Origin of the sequence: Loktanella fryxellensis, from assembly GCF_900110065.1 — a bacterium.
GTDB lineage: Bacteria > Pseudomonadota > Alphaproteobacteria > Rhodobacterales > Rhodobacteraceae > Loktanella > Loktanella fryxellensis.
The window spans coordinates 93,559-116,141 of sequence record NZ_FOCI01000005.1 but is presented as its reverse complement, the minus strand read 5'-3'; the positions used below and the strand labels follow the sequence as shown (position 1 = coordinate 116,141).

The window sequence follows — 22,583 nt, the reverse complement described above, 5'->3', positions numbered from 1 at the left end:
ACGTGAGACAGGTCAAGCATACACATACCCTCATTGCGCTTGGCGCAGTGACGGCACTGGCGGCCTGCGGGGGATCCCCCGACGGTGTCAGCCGGTCGCCGTTTTCCGCGTTTGGCGGCGGGAGCGGCATCGCCGCACCGGCCGGACAGGCGCTGGCGTCCGAGACGCCGGACGGCACCCAATCCGAAATCATCGCGGGACTTCTGACGCGCCGCTCGATCCTGCCGCAGGGCCCCTATACGCAGGTGTCCGACGCGGTGCTGGCGGCCAACGCCCGTGCGGCAGAGGCCGACCTGCGCGCCGCCACCCTGCGTGCCGAGGCGCGGTCGCGCAACTGGCTGCCCACGTTGGGACCACAGGTCTCGCTGACTTCGCTGGGCGCCGTCGTCACGTCGCTGGTGGTGGAACAGGTGATCTTCGACAACGGCCGCAAGCGGGCCGAACGCGACTATGCCAAGGCCGATGTGGAAGTCGCCGCCGTGGCCCTGTCGCAGGACACCAACGACCGCGTGCTCGATGCGCTGACGCTTTATCTGAACGCCGGCATGGCGGAAGCGCGTGCGCAGGTGAACGCCGATGCCATGGCCGACATGGAACATTTCGCCTGGATCATGGACGAGCGGGTGAAGGGCGGCGTGTCCAGCACCGTGGACCGCATGGTCGTACAGCAAAAGCTGAACCAGATGCAGGCCGACATGGCCTCCGACCTCGAAGCCGCCGCCGCGGCGCGCGCCGAACTGGCCGCGATGTCCGCCGCCCCGCTCGACGGCGTCGCCGGCATCGCCATGCTCCCGGACGAGCTGGCGGCCGAACCCCTCGCCGTCGTCAAGGCCGAGGCCGAAGCCGCCCGCACGGTGGCCGAGGCGAAGGCGGCGCGCGCAGGCTTCCTGCCCGGCATCACTGCCGTCGGCAACGTGACCGAGGACGGGTCGGGTGCCGGACTGACCGCGCAGGCGGATCAGGGGATCGGCTTCGGCACCGGGGCGGCGCTGGCCGCCGCCGCACAGCAGGCAGAGGCGGCGGATGCCCGCGTGGCACAGACCCGCGAAGACGTGGCGCGCTCGCTGCGCGCGCTGGAAGGCGAGTTGGCCAGCCTGCGCCGCCAAGAGGCGCAGACCGGTACGCTGGCCGCCGGGGCAGACGAGAACTACGCCAACTTCGCCGCCCAGCAAAAGGCCGGACAGCGCGGCGTGACCGACGTGGTCGGCGTGTTCGAGACGGCCGTGGGCCTGCGCCGCGAGGCGGCGGCGCTGCCCTACCGCGTGGCACAGGTCGAGTTGAAGATCGCGGCCTTGCGCGGCGTGCTCGTGGATGGAGACAAGATATGACCGGGCCCATTCTGACGTTCGACGTGAAGGCCACACGCGGCGGCAAGCTGACCAAGATGGTGCGGACGATGAACCCCGCCCCAGCCGACGGCACCGTGACGCTGGATGCGGCGCATGCCCAGACCGCAGCGACCGTGCCGCCGGTGCCCGTCGATGCAGCACCCGCAATGCAGTCACTGCCCGCTACGCCCGCCGAGACCGGCTTTGCGACCGCCGCGCAACCCGCCCCGGCGCCTGCCGCGCCGCAGGCCGCTGGCCCCGCCGATGGCGCCATCACCCTGCTGCGCGCCGAAGTCGTGGCGACCTACGCGGGCATCCTCGGCGTCGACCTGAAGGCGGGCGACATCCTCGACCGGCAGATCGACGCCACCAACGCGGGCCTGCCCGCCGAGACGCTGGTCGCCGCGCTGAACGACGCGGGGCTGAAGGCCGCGGCCCGCACCGCCCTGCCGCCGACGCCTGACTGTTGGCCCGCCGTGGCGCGGCTGACCAACGACACGCTGGTGCTGGTGCTGTCGCAGACCGACGACGCCGTGGTCCTCTATGATCCCAATGCCGCCGACCGGCGCGAGGAAGTGCCGCTGGCAGCGTTCCTCGAACACTTCACCGGGCGCATCATCCATGCGGTCGTGCCTGCGGCAGAGCTGAACCGCCGTCATGCGGTGCCGGTGAAGGCCGGACACTGGTTCTGGGCCGAATTCGGCAACTTCCGCCGCATCATCGGCGAAGTGGCGCTCGGCTCTCTGGTCGCCAACATGCTGGCGGTCGCGGTTGCGCTGTTTTCGCTGCACGTCTATGACCGCGTGATCCCGAACCAGTCCATCGCCACCCTGTGGGTGCTGACCATCGGGGCGGGCATCGCACTGGTGCTGGAGGCGTGCCTGCGCATCGCCCGCGCGCGACTGATGGACAGCGCCGGTCGCAGGATCGAGTTGCGCCTGCAGGACATGCTGATGGGCAAGCTTCTGGGCATGCGCGCCGGTGGCACCTCTGCCATGTCGCCGACCTCGACATTCTCGGCGTTCCGCGAGTTTTCGGCGGTGCGCGAGTTCTTCACCGCGTCCACCGTGGGATCGCTGACCGACCTGCCATTCATCTTTCTGTTCCTCGCCCTCGTGTGGTCCATTGGCGGACCGGTGGTCTGGGTGCTGATCGCGGGCGGCGTGCTGATGGTGCTGCCGTCGCTGCTGGCGCAGAAGCGCATGATGAAACTGACGCTGGCCGCACAGGGGGCCTCCACCCGGTCCACGCGCCTGCTGCAAGAGGCGGTGTTCGAGGCCGACACGATCAAGTCACAGCGTGGCGAGGATCGCTTCGCCCGCCTGTGGTCCGAACTGACGGGGCTGTCGGCCATCTCGACTTCCGAACAGCGGCGGCTGTCGACGTCGCTGACCTATTGGGCGCAGGGTGTGCAGCAGGCGACCTATGTCTCGGCGGTGGTGCTGGGGACTTACCTCGTGTTCGCGGGCGAATTCACCGTGGGCACGATCATCGCCGTCGGCATCCTGACCTCGCGCACCCTTGGGCCGCTGAACGGGCTGTCTGGCCTGATCGCCCGCTGGGCCAACACCCGCGTGGCGCTGGACGAGCTGGACAAGATCGTGAACGCGCCGCAGGACCATGACGCGGACCGCACCTATCTGCGCCGCGACCGCATCACGGGCCGGTTCGATCTGCGCGAGATGGCCTACACCTATGACGCCGAAGGCGCGCGCGCGCTGGACATACCGGCGCTGACGATCCTGCCGGGGCAGCACGTCGCGGTGCTGGGCGCCAACGGGTCCGGCAAATCGACGCTGCTCAAGGTGCTGTCGGGTCTGCATCAGCCGACCTCTGGTCGGGTGCTGATCGACGGCGTGGACATGGGGCAGGTGCTGGCCCGCGACCTGCGGCGCGGCATCGGGTATCTGGGGCAGGAGGTGAAGCTCTTTGCCGGCACCCTGCGCGACAACCTGAACATGACGCAGCTGGAACGCGACGATCACCGCCTGCTGGCCGCCCTCGATTTCGGCGGGCTGGGCGAGTTCGTGCGCAGCCATCCCAAGGGCCTCGACCTTGCGATCCGCGACGGTGGGGCCGGTCTGTCGGTGGGGCAGCGCCAGTCGATCGGCTGGGCGCGGCTGTGGCTGCAGAACCCGCAGGTCTGCCTGCTGGACGAGCCGACCTCGGCACTCGACACGACGCTGGAGAAGGCGCTGGTGGCACGGCTGCACGACTGGCTGGCGGGGCGCACGGCGATCATCGCCACGCACCGCATGGCGCTGCTGCAGCTGACCGACCGCACCATGGTGTTGCACAACGGCCGTCTGGCCGTGGATGGCCCGCGTGACGACGTGCTGGCCCACATGCAGAAGGAAGCCTCCTGATGGCGCTGGCAGATCACGAATTCGAAGGCCAGATGCGGCGTCCGTCGCTGGTGATCTGGCTGGTCGCGGCGACCGTGCTGCTGTTCATCCTGTGGGCCCGCTTTGCCTGGGTGGACGAGCTGGTCCGCGCCCCGGGTGAGGTGGCGAGTGCATCCCGCCCGCAGATCATCCAGAACTTCGAGGGTGGCATCCTTGGCGAACTGCTGGTCAGCGAAGGCGACACGGTGGACCGCGGTCAGGTGCTGGCGCGCCTGCAGGGCACGCAGTTCGCAGCCCAGGTCGCGGATCTGAGCGACCAGATCGCTGCCCACGACATCCGTCGCCTGCGGCTGGAAGCGGAAATGGCCGGTCTGTTCGATTTCGACGTGCCGCAGGATCTGGCCGACGCCAGCCCCGACATGATCGCCTCTGAGCGGCAGCTGCTGGCCGCGCGTCAGGCCGACTACGCGTCCAAGGTCGACGGCGCGCAGCGCATCATGGTGGAAACCAAGCGCGAGCTGGACGAGATGGAGGACATGCTGGCCCGCGAGATCGTGTCCCTGTCCGAGACGGGCCGCGCCCGCAACGCCTATGCCGAGGCCGAGATCACCTACAACGAGATCGTCACGGGGGCGGAACTGGCGCGTGCCAACGAATACTCCGACGTGCTGGCCGAGATGGGGCAATTGCAGCAGCAGCTAGCGTCATCCACCGACCAGTTGAACCGCACGGTCATCACCGCGCCGATGCGCGGCATCGTCAACAACCTTGGCGTCACCACCATCGGCGGCACGATCCGTCCGGGCGAGGAGATCTTTCAGATCATTCCGCTGGATGATGCGCTCTATGTCGAGGCGCGGGTGAAGCCGCAGGACATCGCGGGCGTCAACATCGGCCAGACCGCGACGGTGAAGCTGTCGGCCTACGACTATACCATCTATGGCAGCCTGACGGGCGTGGTGCAGAACGTATCCGCCGATACGTTCAAGGACGAACGCCGTCCCGACGGCGATCCGCACTACCGCGTCAGCGTCCGGGTCGAGACCGAGAACCTTGGCCCGCGCCAGCAACGGATCGAGATGCGCCCGGGTCTGCAGGCCAATGTGGAACTGCACACCGGCGAAAAGACGATCCTGCACTATCTGACGAAACCGCTCTATCGCGGGTCGGAAGCACTGACCGAGCGGTGAGGCGGGCCGAGGCTGGCTGTTACAGCCAGCCTTTGTACTTGAAGAACAGGTAGGGCAGGATCGCCGCCGCCACCATGGCCCCCAGCGCCATGGGATAGCCGTAGGTCCATTCCAGTTCCGGCATGTGGACGAAGTTCATGCCGTAGATCGACGCGATCAGCGTCGGCGGCAGGAAGATCACCGCGACAACCGAAAAGATCTTGATCGTCGCGTTCTGCGCGATGTTGATCATGCCAAGGCTGGCATCCAGCATGAACGTCAGCTTCTGCGACACGAAGTCGAGGTGATCGGTCAGCGATCGGGCATCGCCGGACAGGGTCTTGATCCGCTTGCGCACATCGGCATTGCAGCCGCGTTCACCGGCCACGTTGCCCAGAAACGCGGCCAGCCGTTCCAGCGTCACGAGGCTGTCGCGGATGTTGGACATGGTGTTGCCTTCAGCGCCGATGCGTTGCAGCACGTCCTGAAAATCCTCGGGGTCCTTCGTGCTGTGGGCGCTGCGGAATATCCGGCGCGAGAGCGTATCGACATCGCGGGCCGCCGCCTCCAGCAGGTCGGCAAGTCGGTCGATGATGCTTTCCAGCAGGCCGATCAGCACGTCTTCCGCCTCTTTTATGGGTGTTTCGAGCCGGTAGGCCTGATCCGGGAAGGTGCTGAACGGGCGCGGGTCGTGAAAGCGCACGGTCACGAGTTGCCGCCCGCACAGCACGAAACTGACGGGCGCAAGGTTGGTGATGGCCTTGTCGCTGCGCGCGGTGATCACGGCGGTCATGACCGCCGCCCCCTTTTCACGATACAGGCGCGACGACAGCTCGATTTCGTCCATGTCGGCGCGGTCGGGGATGGTGATGCCCAGCCGGTCGCTGACCTGCGCGATCTCGTCCGGTGTGGGATCAACGAGGTCGATCCAGATGGCGTCCAGATCGGGGGCGTCCGTGGCCTGCGGGGTCAGGCGGCCTTTCGGCGTGGTATAGGTGCGGATCATGGCGGGCCTTCGCGGTCGGTGCTGCGGTCACCTGCGCCTGTGCCCCGGCGTTTTGCAACCCCCGCCTCGCGGCACGTGGCGGTGCGGACTGTTGCCGCCAACAGCACCGGAACGCACGCCATCGATCAAAAACGAGGCACCCGTCGGCACCGCACCACGCCGCAGCGTGCGATGCCTGTCGAAACGCTTGTCGGACGCCTGATTTGCACCTAATCAGAGCGTGTCACACAGGCCGTGCAGGAGAGACCGGTTCACTCCGGCGCCGAAGGAGCAACCCCCCGGAAACTCTCAGGCAAATGAACTGCACGATCAGCCGACAATCTGGAAAGCGGCCCTTTGCGGGGTCCACCGAAGGGGAAAGCAGCGCCAAGGCCCGCTGCGTAAGCTCTCAGGTCAATGACAGAGGGGGTCGCTGGCGCGGGGAAACCCGCGTCTGGATGTGATCTGTTGCAGAAGGCCCAGAGCTTGTGAAGAAAATTGCCGTGATCGGCGCCGGTGTCACCGGCGTCACGACCGCCTATGCCCTGTTGAACCGAGGCTACGACGTGACCGTGTTCGACCAGAACCGCTATGCGGCGATGGATACGTCCTTTGCCAACGGCGGGCAGCTGTCCGCGTCGAACGCAGAGGTGTGGAACCAGTGGTCCACCGTCATCAAGGGTCTGAAATACATGACCCAGCGCAGCGCGCCGCTGCTGGTGAACCCGAAACCGAGTTGGCACAAGTATTCGTGGATGGCAGAGTTCGTGGCCAACATCCCGCATTACCGCAAGAACACCGTCCAGACCGTGAAGCTGGCGATCGCCGCGCGTGAACACCTGCACGCCACCGCCGCCCGCGAAGGTTTCGCCTTCGACGTGGAGGAGCGGGGCATCCTGCATGTCTACAAGTCCAAGGCAGAATATGACCATGCCGCCCGCGTGAATGTGCTGCTGGCCGAAGGCGGGCTGGAGCGTCGCGCCGTCACGCCGTCCGAGATCACCCAGATCGAACCTGCGGTGCACGGTGACTTCTATGGCGGCTTCTTCACCCCGTCGGATGCAACCGGCGACATCCACCTTTATAGCCGGGGTCTGTCGGATGCCTGCATCCGCAAGGGCGTGGTGTTCCACTTCAGCGCCGACGTGAAGAAGATCAGCCAGCCCGGCAGCGGCGGTCATGTCGTCACGTGGCGCGACAACAAGGGCACGGCGCATGACGCGGCCTTTGACGCGCTGGTGGTCTGTGCGGGCGTCAGCAGCCGCAAGTTCGGCCGGATGCTGGGCGACCGGGTGAACATCTATCCGGTGAAGGGCTATTCGATCACGGTCAAACTGGACGACGACACCAGCCGCAAGGCGGCCCCGTGGGTCAGCCTGCTGGACGACAAGGCCAAGGTGGTGACCAGCCGTCTGGGGCAGGACCGGCTGCGCATCGCGGGCACGGCAGAGTTCAACGGCTATAACTGGGACATCCGCGACGACCGGGTGCAGCCGCTGGTGAAATGGGTCGAGGACTATTTCCCCGATGTGGTGACCGAACATGCGATCCCGTGGGCGGGCCTGCGTCCGATGATGCCCAACATGCTGCCCAAGGTCGATGCGGGCAAACGGCCCGGCGTCTATTACAACACCGGCCACGGCCATCTGGGCTGGACCCTGTCGGCGGCCACCGCCGAGATCATTGGCGACCGGATCAGGGACGACATGCCCGTCTGAGGGGGCTGGACTTGCGGTCCGCCCCGTCAAACCGACCTGACGGGCCGACCAAAACGGGTCATCCGGCGGGTGGTCAGCCCGAGCGACAGCCCGTCAGGTCACGGCGGCGCGTTCCATGAACCGGGGCGCATCCCACAGCCGCTCGCCCATGACCCGGGCGATCACCGCCACGGCGGCGTCCACGTCGCCCGCGTCGATGAACAGCGGGGTAAAGCCGAAGCGCATGATGTCCGGCGCACGGAAGTCGCCCACGACGCCGTGGGCGATGCAGGCCTGCATCGCGGCATAGCCCTGCGGGTGGCGGAACGACACCTGACTGCCCCGCGCGTGGGGGTCGCGCGGGCTGGCCAGCGTCAGGTCCGGGCAAGCGGCCTCGACCCCCGCGATGAACCGCTGCGACAGACGGATCGAGGTTGTGCGCAGGGCGTCCATGTCCACCTTGTCCCAGATTGCCAATGACGCATCCAGCGCCGCCATCTGGATCACCGGCGGCGTGCCGACCCGCATCCGCGCCACGCCCGCACCGGGGCGGTAGCCCTGTTCGAACGCGAAAGGTGCATCGTGTCCGAGCCATCCTTGCAGCGCGGGGTCCGCCGTCGCCGCGTGGCGCGGGGCGACATAGATGAACGCAGGCGCGCCGGGTCCGCCGTTGAGGTATTTGTACGTGCAGCCCACCGCGAAATCCGCGCCGCAGCCCGCGAGATCGACGGGCAGCGCCCCGGCGGAATGCGCCAGATCCCAGACCGTCAGCACCCCCGCCGCTTGCGCCTGCGCCGTCAACGCGGCCATGTCGTGCAGCCGCCCCGTGCGGTAATCCACCTGCGTCAGCATCAGCACCGCCACCGATCCGTCGATGTGGGCGGCTACATCCTCGGGGTCCACCACGCGCAGTTCCAGCCCGCGGCCAAAGGCGCGGATCAACCCTTCCGCGATGTAGAGGTCGGAGGGGAAGTTGCCGCTGTCCGACAGGATCACTGTGCGGTCCGTCATGGCCAGTGCCGCCGCCAGTGCCTGATAGACCTTGACCGACAGGGTGTCGCCCAGCGTGACATGGCCCGCCTCCGCCCCGATCAGCCGCCCGATGCGGTCGCCCAGCGCCATCGGCTGCGCCATCCAGCCCGCCTTGTTCCAGCCGGTGATCAGCATGTCGCCCCATTCGTCCTGCACCGCCTGTGCCACGCGGGCGGGAGTCGCCAACGGGAGCGGCCCGAGGCTGTTGCCGTCGAGGTAGATCATCCCGTCGGGCAGGTGGAACAGGGCCTTGGTCGCTGCGAAATCGGTCATCGTGTTGCTTTCAAAAGAGGGGGTCAGACCTGCCCGCCGGCGATCTGGATGGTCTGGCCGTTCACGCTGCGCGCGGCGTCGGAGCACAGCCACAGGGCGGCGGCGGTCGTCTCGTCCACCTCCAGCAGCTGCTTGTGCCGGTTGCCCTTGGCCACGATCGCCTCGGCCCCGGCGCGGTCCACGTCGAAGCGGCGCATCAGGCCGGGCAGCTGGCTGTGCACGATGTCGGTGTCCACGTAACCGGGGCACAGGGCGTTGAACGTGACGGGCCGCTTGCGCAAAAATTCCTCGCTCAGCCCGCGGATCAGACCGATGACGCCGTGTTTCGTGACGGTGTAGGGGATCGCGTTCTTCAGCCCGCGCACACCGGCGATGGAACTGACGACGATATAGCGGCCAGCCGCATCCTGGGGCAGGGTCTGCAGCGCCGCCTGAAACGTCAGGAACACGCCGTCGAGGTTCGTGGCCATGGTCCGTCGCCAGCCGTCCAGCGATTCGGACAGGAACGGCCCGCCTGTCGCGATACCCGCATTGGCGATGCAGAGGGCGACGGGGCCGTGGCGGTCTGCCGCAGTAGCGATCCCGTCGCGCACCGCCGCCTCGTCGGTCACGTCCATCACCGCTGGATGGATGCGGTCGCTGAGGCCTGCCACCTCCTCCAGCATCTCGGCGCGGCGTCCGGTGATCGTGATGGTGGCGCCCTGTGCCGCAAGGGCAAGGGCGATGGCACGGCCGATGCCGCTGCCGCCCCCGGTGACGAGGGCGTGTTTGCCGGTGTGTTCCATGGTGATCCTCCGCTTTGCGCCGATGCTAGCGGGGCAGGGCGGCGGCGCAAGGGGCGGCGGGTGCGGGCGGTCGCACCCTAAATGCCACGGGCCACGTGCCTCAGACAGGAATGGCCTTGCAACCCCCGTGACAGGAAATAATGTTGCGCCGAAACCGCCCCGGCGGTGTGGGACATCAATCAGGGGGAAGCCAGTTGAAGATCGGCGCACCGAAGGAGACGTACGAGGGCGAGGCACGGGTCGCGATGACACCCGCCTCGGCCAAGGATCTGCAAAAGCTGGGGCATGAGTGCCTGATCGAGGCGGGCGCGGGCCAGAAGGCCGGATTCACCGACGACGCGTATCGCGCCGCCGGTGTCACCGTGGTGGGTGATGCGGCGGCGCTTTACGCGCAGGCCGACATCGTGGCCAAGGTCCGCCAGCCGTCGGATGCCGAGGTGCCGCTGCTGCGGCAGGGCCAGACGCTGATCTCGTTCTTCTATCCCGGTCAGAACGCCGACCTGCTGGCGGCCGCCAATGCGCAGGGTACCACGGTCATCGCCATGGACATGGTGCCGCGCATTTCGCGCGCGCAAAAGATGGACGCCCTGTCATCGATGGCCAACATCGCGGGCTACCGCGCGGTGATCGAGGCGGGCAACAACTTTGGCCGCTTCTTTACCGGGCAGGTGACGGCGGCGGGCAAGGTGCCGCCCGCAAAGGTGCTGGTGATCGGCGCGGGCGTGGCTGGTCTGGCCGCCATCGGCACGGCGACGAGCCTCGGCGCGATCACCTATGCTTTCGACGTGCGGGCCGAGGTGGCCGAGCAGGTCGAGTCGATGGGTGCGCAGTTCGTCTTCCTCGACTTCGAGGAGAAGCAGGACGGATCGTCCACCGGCGGCTATGCCGCCGTGTCGAGCCCCGAGTTCGCGGCGGCGCAGCTGGCCAAGTTCCGTGAAATCGCGCCCGACATGGACATCGTCATCACCACGGCGCTGATCCCCGGACGCGACGCGCCGGAGCTGTGGACCGCCGACATGGTCGCCGCGATGAAGCCCGGTTCGGTCATCATCGACTTGGCCGCCGAGCGTGGCGGCAACTGCAAGCTGACGGTGAAGGACGAGAAGATCGTCACCGACAACGGCGTGACCATCGTGGGTTACACCGACTTCCCCAGCCTGATGGCGACGCAGGCCTCGCTTCTCTACTCCACCAACGTGCGGCATATGGTGGCCGATCTGACGCCCGCCAAGGACGGTGTCGTCGCCCACAACATGGACGACGACGTGATCCGGGGGGCCACGGCCAGCCATGCCGGAGAGGTCACGTTCCCGCCGCCCAAGCCCAAGATCGCGGCCATCGCCGCCGCCCCCAAGCGCGAACAGCCCAAGGCGCTGACCGCCGAGGAGAAGCGGGCCGCCGAAATCACCAGCTTCAAGGCGCAGACCAAGTCTCAGGTCACGCTGCTGGTCGCCGGTGGCGTGCTGCTGGCGCTGGTCGGCGCCTATGCGCCCGCCAGCTTCATGTCGCACTTCATCGTCTTCGTGCTGGCCTGCTTCATCGGCTTCCAGGTGATCTGGGGCGTCGCGCACAGCCTGCACACGCCGCTGATGGCGATCACAAACGCCATTTCCGGCATCGTGATCCTGGGCGCGCTGCTGCAGATCGGCGCGGACAGCTGGCTGGTCGTGTTGCTCAGCTTCATCGGGGTGCTGATCGCCTCCATCAACATCGTCGGCGGGTTCCTCGTCACGCGGCGCATGCTCGCCATGTTCCAGAAGTCCTGAGGAGGACCAGATGTTTTCAATCGGTATCACGTCGGCAGCCTACATCTGTTCGGCGGTCCTGTTCATCCTCGCCCTCGGCGGTCTGAACAATCAGGAAAGCGCGAAACGCGCGGTCTGGTACGGCATGGTCGGCATGGGGCTGGCGGTGGCGGCGACGGTCTTTGGCCCCGGCGTCTACAACATCTTCCTGATCCTGATCGCCATCGCGGCGGGCGGGTTCGCTGGCTACTACGTCGCGGGCAAGGTCCAGATGACGGAAATGCCGCAACTGGTCGCGGCGCTGCACAGCTTCGTCGGTCTGGCGGCGGTGTTCATCGGGCTGAACGCCGACATCATGCTCAGCTCCATCCAGACGATGCAGGCGGCGGCGGCGGGCGTGCCCGCCATCGCGGACGGCCACACCATCGCCATTCCGCTGACTGCGCGGCTGACCGGGTTCGGCGAACAGCTGTGGCACAAGGATGCGGTGGAAATCGCCATCCTGAAGGTCGAGGTGTTCCTCGGCATCTTCATCGGTGCGGTGACGTTTACCGGATCCATCGTGGCGTTCGGCAAGCTGGCGGGTCGCGTCGACGGCAAGCCGAAGAAGCTGATGCTGCCCAACGACGAGAACGCGATCCCCTACATCTCGGGTCACTACCTGAATGCGGCGGCGCTGGTCGTGTCGCTGATCCTCGGCATCATGTTCGCCCAAGGGGCGGGCATCTGGACGATGGTGCTGGTCACGCTGATCGCGGGTTTCATCGGCTGGCACCTGATCATGGGGATCGGCGGCGCGGACATGCCCGTGGTCGTGTCGATGCTGAACAGCTACTCCGGCTGGGCGGCGGCGGCGATCGGCTTCACCCTTGGCAACGATCTGCTGATCGTGACGGGGGCGCTGGTCGGATCATCGGGCGCGATCCTGTCCTATATCATGTGCAAGGCGATGAACCGCAGCTTTGTGTCGGTGATCCTTGGCGGCTTCGGTGGCACCACCGGCCCCGCGATGGAGGTCGAGGGCGAACAGATCGCCATCGACGCGGACGGTGTGGCAACCGCGCTGAACGAGGCTGATACAGTGATCATCATCCCCGGCTATGGCATGGCCGTGGCGCAGGCGCAGCAGGCGGTCAGCCAGCTTGTGGCCAAGCTGCGGGCACAGGGCAAGACCGTGCGGTTCGCCATCCACCCGGTCGCGGGGCGTCTGCCGGGGCACATGAACGTGCTGCTGGCCGAGGCCAAGGTCCCCTACGACATCGTGCTGGAGATGGACGAGATCAACGAGGACTTCCCCAGCACCGACGTGGCCATCGTGATCGGGTCGAACGACATCGTGAATCCCGCAGCCCAGGACGATCCCAACAGCCCCATAGCCGGGATGCCGGTGCTGGAGGTGTGGAAGGCCAAGCAGGTGTTCGTCAGCAAGCGCGGGCAGGGCACGGGCTATTCCGGTATCGAGAACCCGCTGTTCTACAAGGACAACACGCGGATGTTCTACGGCGACGCGAAATCCTCGCTCGAGGCGCTGCTGCCGAAGATCGACTGAGGGTCATTGTCTTGAAGTGGTGGAGCGCCGGTCCTGAGAGGGGCCGGCGTTTTGCGTGGCGCAAGGTCCTGGGGCGCTGCCGTCGCCGGCTGGTCCTTGGACTAGTGGCGGATCAGCAAGCGACCCCCGGGATATTTTCGACCAGAAGAAGGGGACGGGACAGGTCGGGTTCGGGGGCAGGCGGTGTCCTGTGCGATCAGGCGTAGCGCCATTGTCCCGGTGCGAGATCGTCCAGCGTCCAGTCGCCGATGCGCCAGCGGATCAGGCGCAGGGTAGGGTGGCCGACATGCGCGGTCATGCGGCGGACCTGACGGTTGCGCCCCTCGGTGATCGTCAGCTCGACCCAGGTGTCCGGAACCGATTTGCGGAACCGGACGGGCGGCGTGCGGGGCCAGACGGCGGGGGCGTCGATGCGGGCCACCTGAGCGGGGCGGGTGGGGCCGTCGTTCAGGGTCACGCCGCGCCGCAGGGCCATCAGGGCGTCGTCGTCGGGGGTGCCTTCCACCTGCACGAGATAGGTCTTGCGCGCCTTGAACGCGGGGTTGCTGATGCGCGCCTGCAGGGCGCCGTCGTCGGTCAGCAACAGAAGCCCCTCGCTGTCGCGGTCGAGGCGTCCTGCGGGGTAAACCCTTGGCACAGATAAGAAATTCGACAGCGTGGCACGGGGTGTCGGGCTGCGCGCATCGGTGAATTGCGACAGCACGTCGAATGGTTTGTTGAACAGGATGAGGCGGGTCATGCCCATGTCCTACCCCCACGGGCGAGGATGCGCAAAATATATGGGCGGCGTGGGAAAAATCGCTTGATCGGGGGGGCGTTTGGCCTCACATGCGGCTGCATAGACGCCAACGCACGCGCCTCTGGCCTGCACCATGCATATGTCATGCAGCGACGGTAACGTCTCCCTTGGAACTGAGCGGTCTCGGAGCGGGTTGATCCCCTTCAATGGCCGAGTCTTTTGGAGATGACCATGAATGCAATGAATGCTGGCGCGCAGGCGCATGTCCGTGTCGCCACACCGAAACTGGATGCGTATGTCGCCGGGCGCGAGTTCGACAAGCCGACGCTTGTCATCGACTGCGACCGGGTCGAGGTGCAGTACAACGCGCTGAAGGCGGGGCTGGGCCACGCCGACATCCACTATGCCGTGAAGGCGAACCCGGCCAAGCCGGTGCTGGAGCGTCTGGTGCAGCTGGGCGGCCATTTCGATGCCGCCAGCCGCGGCGAGATCGAGATGTGCATGGCCGCCGGTGCGCTTCCCGACACCATCTCTTACGGCAACACGATCAAGCGGGCGTCCGATATCGCCTGGGCGCATGCCCACGGCATCACCCTGTTCGCCGCCGACGCGGAAGAAGAGCTGGACAAGATCGCCGAGCATGCGCCCGGTGCGGACGTGTATATCCGCCTGATCGTCGAGACGTCCGAGGCCGACTGGCCGCTGACGCGCAAGTTCGGTTGCGACGCGGGCGTGGCGCTGCACCTGCTCGATTACGCGAAGTCCGTCGGCCTGACCCCGGTCGGTTTTTCGTTCCACGTCGGATCGCAGACCCGCCGGGCCGAGATGTGGGCGCCGACGCTGGATCAGATGTCCGAGATCTGGAAAGCGGCCAAGGCCGCGGGACACGAGCTGACCCTGCTGAACATCGGCGGCGGTTTCCCGGCCTTTTATGGCGAGGCGATCGACACGCCGACCGACTACGCCGCCCGCGTGATCGCGCTGGTGACGGAAAAGTTCGGCCACATCCCCCGCATCATGGCGGAACCCGGTCGCGGCATGGTCGCCGAAGCTGGCGTGATCGCCTGCGAGGTGATGCTGGTCAGCCGCAAGTCCGACCGCGACGTGCACCGCTGGGTCTATCTGTCGATCGGCCGCTTCTCTGGCCTCGCGGAAACCGAAGGCGAGGCGATTCGCTATCAGTTCGAGACGGAGCGTGACGGTGACGCCACCGGCCCGTGCATCATGGCCGGACCGTCGTGCGATTCAGCGGACGTGCTGTATGAAAAGCGCCCGATGAACCTGCCGCTGACGCTGAAGTCCGGCGACCGGGTGCTGATCCGCAACACCGGGGCCTATACCTCGACCTATTCGTCGGTCTGCTTCAACGGCTTTCCCCCGCTGGATGTCGTTGTGATCTAACGCTTTTCCGCATTGCGGCAGAACAGTCTGGCGGCGCACGGTATGCAATCGTGCGCCGCTAAGCGTTTCCAAACATTGATGTTTTCGCTGTATCGCGCGGGATTGCCCGCTAGGGTGGGCGTGACAACCGCGAAAGATCACAGCACCCATGTCCGTCATTCCAGACCACCCCTTGCGCTATGCCATGGCGAACGAACTGCATGCGCGGCCCTTTCCGGCGGTGCAGGCCCCGGCGCGGGCTGCCTATCTGGCGATCAAGCCCGCGCAGAACGCCGCAGGCCGCGACCGCGATGCGGACCGGGCACATCTGATTGCCCTGCTGGACCGGTTCGGCGTGCAGCATCCGCAGCCGGGGGCCACGCATTATTCGGGCCAGATCGGGCGGCACCTGCTGAAATGGGAAAGCCATACGGAGTTCGTCACCTATACGATCTTCGGCCCCGGCAATGCGGAGCGTCCCTTTGAAGCCGCGACCTTCGGCATCTTTCCCGACGACTGGCTGCGGGCGGCCCCCGGGGTCTGCATCACGTCAGCCCTGATCCGTATGGAGCTGCTGACCACGGACGAGGCCGCGATCGCCGACAAGGTGGACGAATGGTTCGTGCCGGAAAGCCTTGCGATCAGCCGCGTGCTGGACGACCAGCTGATCATCGCCTCCGATTTCCGCATCGATCCGCGGGGTCACATGCGCTTTGCCGTCTTTGCCCGCCCGGAGGCGGGCGAGCGTCGCACGGGCCGCGTCGTGCAGCGCCTGTGCGAGATCGAGACCTACAAGGCGATGTCGATGCTGGGCCTCAGCCGCGCGCGCGATCTCGGCCCCGAGATGGGGTCGATCGACAAGCGCCTGACGGCACTGCTGTCGGAGATGTGCGGTGTCGTGGCTGAACCCGCCGAAATGCTGCATTCCCTGCTGACCGTGTCGGCGGAACTGGAAAACATCATCGCGCAATCCTCGTTCCGGTTCGGCGCGACCGGGGCCTACGAGACGATCGTGAACCAGCGCGTGGATGTGCTGCGCGAGGAACGCTTCGAAGGGCGTCAGACCTTCGGCGAGTTCATGATGCGCCGCTACGATCCCGCGATGCGCACCGTGAAATCGACAGAGGCGCGTTTGAAGGCGATGAGCGACCGCGCTTTGCGGGCCGGCGATCTGCTGCGGACGCGGGTCGACGTGGAACGCAGCGCGCAGAACCGCGACCTGCTGGCCAGCATGGACAAGCGGTCGGACACGCAACTGCGCCTGCAGCGCACGGTCGAGGGGCTGTCGACGGTCGCCATCACCTATTATGCCGTCAGTCTGGCGATGTATGTGCTGGGGCCGCTGGAATTCCAGCTGGGCATCAGCAAGACGACGCTGGCGGCCATCGTGACGCCGCTGGTGCTGCTGGCCGTCTGGGCCATGGTGCAGCGGCTGCGCAAACATATCGACTGATGGGGTGGGGGGCCTGCGCGGCCCCCCGCGTCACAGCCCCCGGATGCGCGGGTCGAGGGCGTCGCGCAGACCGTCGCCGATGTAGTTCACCGCAAGCACGGTCAGCGAGATGGCAAGGCCCGGCCAGATCACCCGTTCCGGAAAGGCCGTCATGCGCGGCACGGAGTCCGCAAGGATCTTGCCCCATGTCGGGAAATCCGGCGGAAACCCGAGGCCGAGGAAGCTCAGCGCGCTTTCCGTGATGATCGCCGTCGCCAGCCCCAGCGTGGCGCTGACGAGGATCGGCGACAGCACGTTGGGCAGCAGGTGCCGCGTGATGATCCGGCGGCTGGGCGTGCCGATGCTGCGGGCGGCGAGGACGTATTCACGCTCCTTCAGCGCCAGCACATCGCCGCGCACGATGCGGGCAGTGTGCATCCAGCTCGTGATGCCGATGCCCGCCACGATCAGGATGAAGATGCCCTGTTCGGGCCCGAAGGCCGCGCGCAATGGGTCGCGGAACAGCAGCATCATCACCAGCAGCAGGGGCAGCAGCGGCAGGGCGAGGAAGAGATCCGTCAGCCGCATCAGAAGCCCGTCGAGGCGGTTGAAGTAGCCCGCGATCACGCCGACGAACGTGCCGATCACGATGGACAGGATCATCGCCGCAGCCCCCACGGCCAAGGAGATGCGTCCGCCCTGCATGATCTGTGCCATCAGGTCGCGGCCAAGGTTGTCGGTCCCCATCGGGTGCGCCCACGACACCTTCTCTGCCCCCCACAGGGCGTTGACGATGGGGCGCAGGTCCTTGTTGCGGATGTCGAGGGCCGTAGGGTCCAGACGCCAGACCAGCGGGCCCGCCAGCACGAACAGGATCATCGCGATCAGGAACACCAGCGATGCCATGGCGCCCCGGTGGCTGCGGAACTGGTCCCAGACGTCGCGCCACTGGCTGCGCGCCTTGACAGCCAGCACGGGCGGCGTCGGGTCGCCGGCGGGCAGGATCGTGTCGGCAGAGGCCTGCGGGGCGCGGTCAGTCATAGCGGATCCTCGGGTCGAACACGCCATAGAGCACGTCGGCGATCAGGTTGAAGAGTACGATCAGGATCGCGAAGAGGAAGGTGAGGGTCATCACCATCGGAATGTCGTTGCCCTGCAGCGCGATGATGAGGAGCTGGCCCAGACCGTTCACCTTGAAGATCTGCTCGGTGATGATGGCCCCGCCGAATATCGACGGGATGCCAAGTGCTATCACGGTGATGACGGGGATCATCGAGTTGCGCAGCACGTGGCGCAGCACTACGACGCTTTCGCGCATCCCCTTGGCCCGCGCGGTGCGGACGTAATCCTGCCCGAGGTTGTCGAGCATGGAGGCGCGCATGTAGCGGCTGACCTGCGCCGTGGTCTGCAGCGCCAGCACCATGACGGGCATCACCATCTGCGCCAACTGCTGCTTGAAGCTGGCCCAGTCGTTCACGACCAGCGTGGTGTCATAGATCGACGGCAGCCAGCCCAGCGTCACGGAAAAGATCACGATCAGCAGGACGCCGGAAAAGAACGGCGGCACGGAAAAGCCGATCATCGACACGAATGTGCCCGCCTGATCGAAGACCGAATACTGGCGGTAGGCGCTGATGATGCCGATCGGCAGGGCGATCAGCACGCCCACCACATAGGACATGCCCACGACCCACAGGGTCTGCGGCAACCTTTGCGCAATCGTGTCGAACACGGGGCTGCGCGACTGGAAGCTGATGATGCGCTGCGCGCCATCGGCGAAGTTGGTGCCGAAGAGGCCGTCGATCCAGTATTGCGGCTCCACAATGAAGAACTGGTTCAGCCACAGGGGAAAGCGCACATACCACGGCTGCCCGAGACCGAGGGCTTCGCGCATCTTTTCCTTCACCTCTGGCGGAATGGTAAGCGGCATGTTCGCCATCGGATCGCCGGGTGCGAGTTCCAGCAGCATGAAGATCACGAATGCGATGAACAGAAGCGTCGGGATCGCGATCAGCAACCTGCGCAGTGTGTAGGTCAGCATGGGGCGCCTCGGTTCATGTCATGTCGGAAGGGGGGGGAGGAGGCACTTGCGGGCGGGGCACATGTCCCCGCCCGCAAGCGTTTCACCGCGTTATTCGGCGATGCGGTACCAGTCGGCTGCGTTCCACAGTTCCGAGTCCCAGGTGTTCAGGATCACGCCACCGAGGGTGTTGGCATGGGCCGACACGCGGCCACGGTCGACCAGCGGCACGATGACGTTGCTGTCCTTGGTGACGGCGTCGTTCATCAGCTTGGCAATGCGGCCACGCTCGGCCAGATCGGCGGTCGCGCCCAGTTCGGCGACCAGCGCCTCGTAGGCCGGATCGCAGAAGCGGTTGATGTTCTCGCCCTGCCAGCCGTTGTCGGGGCCGGGGATCTTGTCGCAGGTATAGGCGGCCAGATAGGCCTGCGGATCGGTGCCGTCGAAGTTGTTGGCATACATCTCCACGTCGGCATAGAACTTCTGGAAGGTGTCGGGCGAGCCCGGATCACCGCCGAAGAACACCGAGCCGTCGACGTTGCGCAACTCGACCGCCATGCCGATCTGCTCCCACCAATCCTTGATCAGCGCCTGAAAGTCCTGACGCACGGCATTGGTGGACGACAGGAACATGACGTTCATCTCGATCCCGTCCTTGTCGCGCACTCCGTTGCCGTTGGTGTCGGTCCAGCCCGCCTCGTCCAGCAGGGCATTCGCACGCTCCAGATCCTGTGTCAGGCAGCCGGTGTTGTCGGACGCGAACATCTCGGGTGCGGGGACCAGATTGCAGGTCGCGCGACCCGCCTCGCCGTAGCCCACTTCGACCAGCAGGTTGCGGTCGATGGCGATGGACATCGCCTCGCGCACGCGCGCGTCGGTCAGGTAGGGGTGCGGATGTGCGGGCGTGGACCGCTCGCCTTCCGGCAGATCGGGCGACGGGTTGGTGAGGTTCATCTCGATCCGCTCGACCAGCGTGCCGAATGCGGTGATCGGCGTGCCGACGCCGCCTTCTGCCATCGCGGCGATGACGTCGGGGGCCAGTTGCAGGTTCCAGGCGTAGTCGTATTCGCCGGTCTGCATGACCGCACGACCGGCGGCCTCTGCATCGCCGCCACCCTTGAAGGTGACGGTGGCGAAGGCGGGCTTGGACGGGTCGCGGTAGTTCGGGTTCGCTTCCAGCTGGATCACGTCGTTGGTGCGGAAGTCCGTCACCACGAACGGCCCGGTGCCGATCGGCATGAAGTTCGCGTCGGTGCATTCGGGCGCGCGGGCGCCGGTGCATTCGGCGAATTGCGCCGCCTGGATGATCGGCGACTGGTTGCCCATGAACGGGCCATAGGGGTTCGGCGTGGGTCCTGCAAAGTTCACGCGCACGGTCAGGTCGTCGATGACCTCGACGCTTTCGACGTTCTCGAACTTGGCCAGCTGCGCACAGCCGCCTTCGGGGTCCATGCAGTAGTCTGCGGTAAACTTCACGTCGTTGGCGGTGAAGGGGGTGCCGTCGGACCACAGCAGACCCTCGGTCAGCTTCCATGTGATCGAGGTCAGATCCTCGGCCACGCCGCCGTTCTCGACCGTCGGGATTTCGTCCACCAGCCATGGCACGGGCGCGCCGGTTTCGTCATAGCGGCCCAGCGGTTCCGAGACGAGCGAGGCGGCCTCGATGTCCTTGGTGCCGCCCGACAGGTAGGCGTTCAGGATCGAGGGCGCCTGCCAGTAGATGATGCCAAGCGCACCGTCGCGGCCGCGTTCGCCGCCGGGGTTCTCGGTCTGGGCCTGCGCCATCTGGCCGAAGGCCAGCGTAGCGGCAGCACCCATCAGGATGGTCTTGAGTTTCATCAGGTCGTTTCTCCCTAGCTGATGTGTGGCGGGTGGCCTGCGGTTGGGTCCGCAGTGCCGGTCGTCTCATAGAGGTGGCAGGCGACGAAGCGGCCCGGCTGCACCTGTTGGTATGTGGGTTCCACCTGTTTGCACACGTCCATCACGGCGGGGCAGCGGGTGCAGAAATTGCAGCCCTTGGGCGGGTTCGCGGGGGACGGCACGTCGCCCTGCAGGACGATGCGGTCGCGGGCGCGCGCGCGGGTCGGGTCCGGTTCCGGCACCGCGGACAGCAACGCGCGGGTATAGGGGTGCAACGGGTCGCCGAACAGCGCATCGCGGGGTGCGAGTTCCACGATCCGGCCCAGATACATCACCGCGATGCGTGTCGCGATGTGACGCACCATCGACAGGTCGTGGCTGATGAAGAGATAGGTCAGACCATACTTTTCCTGAAGATCCTCCAGCAGGTTGACGACCTGCGCCTGGATCGACACGTCGAGGGCGGCGATGGGTTCGTCGCAGACGATGAACTTGGGGTTCAGCGCCAGTGCCCGCGCGATGCCGATGCGCTGCCGCTGCCCGCCGGAGAAGGCATGCGGGTAACGCTTGGCAAAGCGGCGGTTCAGGCCGACCGCATCCATCAGCTCGGCCACCTTGTCGGCCTTTTCCGCGCCGGTCATGCGGGTGTGCTCATCCAGCGGCTCACGGATGATCGCCTCGACCGTCATGCGCGGGTTCAGGGACGCCTGCGGGTCCTGGAAAACCATCTGCATCGTGGGGCGCAGCGGGCGCAGGGCGCCCTGACCCATCTGGCCGATGGCGGTGCCGTCGATCGTCACCTCGCCACCGGTGATGTCGTAAAGGCGCAGGATCGCCCGCCCGCAGGTGGACTTGCCGCAACCGCTCTCACCCACCAGCCCCAGCGTTTCGCCGCGCATCACGTCGAAGGTGACGCCGTCCACCGCCTTGACCGCGCCGGTACGGCGACGCAGCAGGCCGGAATGGATGGGAAAGTGCATCTTCAGGTCACGGACCTGCACCAAAGCGGTGTTGTCTTGATCCAGCATCACACGGCTCCCTTGGCGACGAAGCAGGCCGCATCGTGCCCGCCGCCCAGATCGAAGCGGGGCGGGTTTTCCACCGCACAACGCGGGATCGCCACGTCGCAGCGGTCGCGGAACGGGCAGGCGGTGGGGGCGGCCCCCATGATCGGCGGCTGGCCCTGAATGACCGTCAGGCGGTGGGCACGCGCGCCGCTGATGCGCGGGATCGTGGTCAGCAGGGCGCGGGTGTAGGGGTGCTGCGGATTGGCGAACAGCTCCTTCACGGGCGCATGTTCGACGACCTGACCGCCATACATCACCATCACCCGGTCCGCGATGCCCGCGATCACGCCAAGGTCGTGGGTGATCCAGATGACGGCCATGCCAAGCCGCTGGCGCAGCTCCAGCATCAACTCGATGATCTGCGCCTGAATGGTCACGTCGAGCGCCGTGGTGGGTTCGTCCGCGATCAGCACCTGCGGGTCGCAGGCGAGTGCGATGGCGATCATCACCCGCTGGCGCATCCCGCCCGAAAACTGGTGCGGATAGTCATCGAGACGCTGTTTCGCGCCGGGAATCCCCACAAGTTCCAGCAACTCCTGAGCGCGGGCGCGTGCGGCGGTTTTCGACAGCCCCATGTGGGTGCGCAGCGGTTCCATGATCTGCATGCCCACGGTGAACACCGGGTTGAGCGAGGTCATCGGGTCCTGAAACACGAAACCGATGCGCCCGCCGCGGACCCGGCGCAGATCCTCTGCCCCGATCTGCAGCAGGTCCTGCCCTTCGAACCGGACGGTGCCGCCGCGCACCTCGGCGGGGGGCATCGGCAGCAGGCCCAGAAGGGACATCATCGTGACGGATTTGCCGGACCCGCTTTCGCCCACGACACCCAGCAGTTCGCCCGCCTTCAGGCTGAAGCTGACGTCGTTCACAGCGTGAACTTCGCCGCCGCGGATGCGGAAAACGGTCTTGAGGTTCCGCACGTCCAGCACGGAAGCAGCCCCGGCGAGGGGCATGGCCCCATCGGGCATAAGCGAACCTCCCCGGTTCATTTTTAGGCAGGCGCCTGTCTTGGATGCAGGTCGTCCGTCGTGAAACGGTAACACCGTTTTCACCACCTGCAAGCGCAAAGCTGTGGGTAACGTGGGGGCGCAGCGGGCCACTGCCATCTGCCCAAGGATCGGGCAGCGGGTCCGGCAACCGGCACACGACGCTTGACCTTTGCCGCGACGGGGGCAGG

The 22,583-nt window shown here is 66.4% G+C and carries 17 protein-coding genes and 1 riboswitch; of the genes, 8 read left to right on the top strand and 9 right to left on the bottom strand.

Annotated elements, in window-relative coordinates:
* Window positions 1–2: 2 nt before the first annotated feature.
* From BMX16_RS05750 to BMX16_RS05740, 3 genes are read left to right on the top strand one after another with little or no spacing between them, the layout of a single operon-like run.
* Window positions 3–1,328 carry a TolC family protein gene (locus BMX16_RS05750; RefSeq protein WP_089900091.1) on the top strand — a complete coding sequence of 442 codons (1,326 nt, stop codon included), beginning with the start codon at window positions 3–5 and terminating at the stop codon, window positions 1,326–1,328.
* Complete coding sequence (locus BMX16_RS05745) at window positions 1,325–3,694, top strand: ATP-binding cassette domain-containing protein (RefSeq protein WP_089900087.1); 2,370 nt, start codon at window positions 1,325–1,327, stop codon at window positions 3,692–3,694. Before BMX16_RS05750 ends, BMX16_RS05745 begins: the two co-directional genes overlap by 4 nt.
* Window positions 3,694–4,863 (top strand): beta-barrel domain-containing protein, encoded by a 1,170-nt coding sequence (locus BMX16_RS05740; protein WP_089900084.1) that lies wholly within the window; start codon window positions 3,694–3,696, stop codon window positions 4,861–4,863. Before BMX16_RS05745 ends, BMX16_RS05740 begins: the two co-directional genes overlap by 1 nt.
* Before the next feature lie 19 nt (window positions 4,864–4,882).
* On the opposite strand, the gene BMX16_RS05735 is transcribed toward BMX16_RS05740, so the two are convergent.
* Complete coding sequence (locus tag BMX16_RS05735; protein WP_089900082.1) at window positions 4,883–5,848, bottom strand: magnesium transporter CorA family protein; 966 nt, start codon at window positions 5,846–5,848, stop codon at window positions 4,883–4,885.
* A 227-nt stretch (window positions 5,849–6,075) separates the two neighbouring features.
* A riboswitch (glycine riboswitch) is annotated at window positions 6,076–6,162 on the top strand.
* Window positions 6,163–6,315: 153 nt separating this feature from the next.
* On the opposite strand from BMX16_RS05735, the gene BMX16_RS05730 reads away from it, so the two are divergent.
* A complete protein-coding gene (locus tag BMX16_RS05730) occupies window positions 6,316–7,545 on the top strand; it encodes a D-amino acid dehydrogenase (RefSeq protein ID WP_089900079.1) in 1,230 nt (409 codons plus the stop codon).
* 93 nt (window positions 7,546–7,638) lie between these two features.
* Here the strand turns inward: BMX16_RS05730 and kynU are convergent, their stop codons facing one another.
* Together kynU and BMX16_RS05720 are read right to left on the bottom strand one after the other, a co-directional pair.
* Complete coding sequence (kynU, locus tag BMX16_RS05725; protein WP_089900076.1) at window positions 7,639–8,829, bottom strand: kynureninase; 1,191 nt, start codon at window positions 8,827–8,829, stop codon at window positions 7,639–7,641.
* Window positions 8,830–8,852: 23 nt separating this feature from the next.
* A complete protein-coding gene (locus tag BMX16_RS05720) occupies window positions 8,853–9,614 on the bottom strand; it encodes an SDR family NAD(P)-dependent oxidoreductase (protein ID WP_089900074.1) in 762 nt (253 codons plus the stop codon).
* 194 nt (window positions 9,615–9,808) lie between these two features.
* Between BMX16_RS05720 and BMX16_RS05715 the strand changes: the two genes are divergently transcribed.
* Both BMX16_RS05715 and BMX16_RS05710 read left to right on the top strand, forming a co-directional pair.
* Window positions 9,809–11,380 (top strand): Re/Si-specific NAD(P)(+) transhydrogenase subunit alpha, encoded by a 1,572-nt coding sequence (locus tag BMX16_RS05715; protein WP_089900070.1) that lies wholly within the window; start codon window positions 9,809–9,811, stop codon window positions 11,378–11,380.
* A gap of 10 nt (window positions 11,381–11,390) precedes the next feature.
* A complete protein-coding gene (locus BMX16_RS05710; protein WP_089900067.1) occupies window positions 11,391–12,908 on the top strand; it encodes an NAD(P)(+) transhydrogenase (Re/Si-specific) subunit beta in 1,518 nt (505 codons plus the stop codon).
* A gap of 196 nt (window positions 12,909–13,104) precedes the next feature.
* Here the strand turns inward: BMX16_RS05710 and BMX16_RS05705 are convergent, their stop codons facing one another.
* The gene (locus BMX16_RS05705) at window positions 13,105–13,647 is read right to left on the bottom strand and encodes a pseudouridine synthase (RefSeq protein ID WP_089900066.1); all 543 of its coding nucleotides are present in this window, start codon (window positions 13,645–13,647) and stop codon (window positions 13,105–13,107) included.
* A 231-nt stretch (window positions 13,648–13,878) separates the two neighbouring features.
* Here BMX16_RS05705 and BMX16_RS05700 point away from each other — a divergent pair, with 231 nt between their 5' ends.
* Both BMX16_RS05700 and BMX16_RS05695 read left to right on the top strand, forming a co-directional pair.
* Window positions 13,879–15,048, top strand: a complete 1,170-nt coding sequence (locus BMX16_RS05700) for a type III PLP-dependent enzyme (protein ID WP_425434006.1) — start codon at window positions 13,879–13,881, stop codon at window positions 15,046–15,048.
* 148 nt (window positions 15,049–15,196) lie between these two features.
* The gene (locus BMX16_RS05695) at window positions 15,197–16,480 is read left to right on the top strand and encodes a DUF3422 family protein (protein ID WP_089900063.1); all 1,284 of its coding nucleotides are present in this window, start codon (window positions 15,197–15,199) and stop codon (window positions 16,478–16,480) included.
* Between the two features lie 30 nt (window positions 16,481–16,510).
* Here the strand turns inward: BMX16_RS05695 and BMX16_RS05690 are convergent, their stop codons facing one another.
* The 5 genes from BMX16_RS05690 to BMX16_RS05670 form a co-directional block, all read right to left on the bottom strand.
* Window positions 16,511–17,500, bottom strand: a complete 990-nt coding sequence (locus BMX16_RS05690; RefSeq protein WP_089900060.1) for an ABC transporter permease — start codon at window positions 17,498–17,500, stop codon at window positions 16,511–16,513.
* Window positions 17,493–18,500, bottom strand: coding sequence for an ABC transporter permease (locus tag BMX16_RS05685; RefSeq protein WP_089900058.1), 1,008 nt, complete (start codon window positions 18,498–18,500; stop codon window positions 17,493–17,495). Before BMX16_RS05685 ends, BMX16_RS05690 begins: the two co-directional genes overlap by 8 nt.
* 90 nt (window positions 18,501–18,590) lie before the next feature.
* A complete protein-coding gene (locus tag BMX16_RS05680; RefSeq protein ID WP_089900054.1) occupies window positions 18,591–20,318 on the bottom strand; it encodes a peptide ABC transporter substrate-binding protein in 1,728 nt (575 codons plus the stop codon).
* 14 nt (window positions 20,319–20,332) lie between these two features.
* A complete protein-coding gene (locus BMX16_RS05675) occupies window positions 20,333–21,367 on the bottom strand; it encodes an ABC transporter ATP-binding protein (protein ID WP_089900051.1) in 1,035 nt (344 codons plus the stop codon).
* Window positions 21,367–22,374, bottom strand: coding sequence for an ABC transporter ATP-binding protein (locus BMX16_RS05670; protein ID WP_089900046.1), 1,008 nt, complete (start codon window positions 22,372–22,374; stop codon window positions 21,367–21,369). Before BMX16_RS05670 ends, BMX16_RS05675 begins: the two co-directional genes overlap by 1 nt.
* Window positions 22,375–22,583 lie beyond the last annotated feature (209 nt).

Coding starts and splice junctions, on each gene's coding strand:
- BMX16_RS05745 (WP_089900087.1), top strand. CDS start 1,325: ATGACCGGGCCCATTCTGACGTTCGACGTGAAGGCCACACGCGGCGGC.
- BMX16_RS05740 (WP_089900084.1), top strand. CDS start 3,694: ATGGCGCTGGCAGATCACGAATTCGAAGGCCAGATGCGGCGTCCGTCG.
- BMX16_RS05735 (WP_089900082.1), bottom strand. CDS start 5,848: ATGATCCGCACCTATACCACGCCGAAAGGCCGCCTGACCCCGCAGGCC.
- kynU (WP_089900076.1), bottom strand. CDS start 8,829: ATGACCGATTTCGCAGCGACCAAGGCCCTGTTCCACCTGCCCGACGGG.
- BMX16_RS05720 (WP_089900074.1), bottom strand. CDS start 9,614: ATGGAACACACCGGCAAACACGCCCTCGTCACCGGGGGCGGCAGCGGC.
- BMX16_RS05710 (WP_089900067.1), top strand. CDS start 11,391: ATGTTTTCAATCGGTATCACGTCGGCAGCCTACATCTGTTCGGCGGTC.
- BMX16_RS05705 (WP_089900066.1), bottom strand. CDS start 13,647: ATGACCCGCCTCATCCTGTTCAACAAACCATTCGACGTGCTGTCGCAA.
- BMX16_RS05700 (WP_425434006.1), top strand. CDS start 13,879: ATGAATGCAATGAATGCTGGCGCGCAGGCGCATGTCCGTGTCGCCACA.
- BMX16_RS05695 (WP_089900063.1), top strand. CDS start 15,197: ATGTCCGTCATTCCAGACCACCCCTTGCGCTATGCCATGGCGAACGAA.
- BMX16_RS05690 (WP_089900060.1), bottom strand. CDS start 17,500: ATGACTGACCGCGCCCCGCAGGCCTCTGCCGACACGATCCTGCCCGCC.
- BMX16_RS05685 (WP_089900058.1), bottom strand. CDS start 18,500: ATGCTGACCTACACACTGCGCAGGTTGCTGATCGCGATCCCGACGCTT.
- BMX16_RS05680 (WP_089900054.1), bottom strand. CDS start 20,318: ATGAAACTCAAGACCATCCTGATGGGTGCTGCCGCTACGCTGGCCTTC.
- BMX16_RS05675 (WP_089900051.1), bottom strand. CDS start 21,367: ATGCTGGATCAAGACAACACCGCTTTGGTGCAGGTCCGTGACCTGAAG.
- BMX16_RS05670 (WP_089900046.1), bottom strand. CDS start 22,374: ATGCCCGATGGGGCCATGCCCCTCGCCGGGGCTGCTTCCGTGCTGGAC.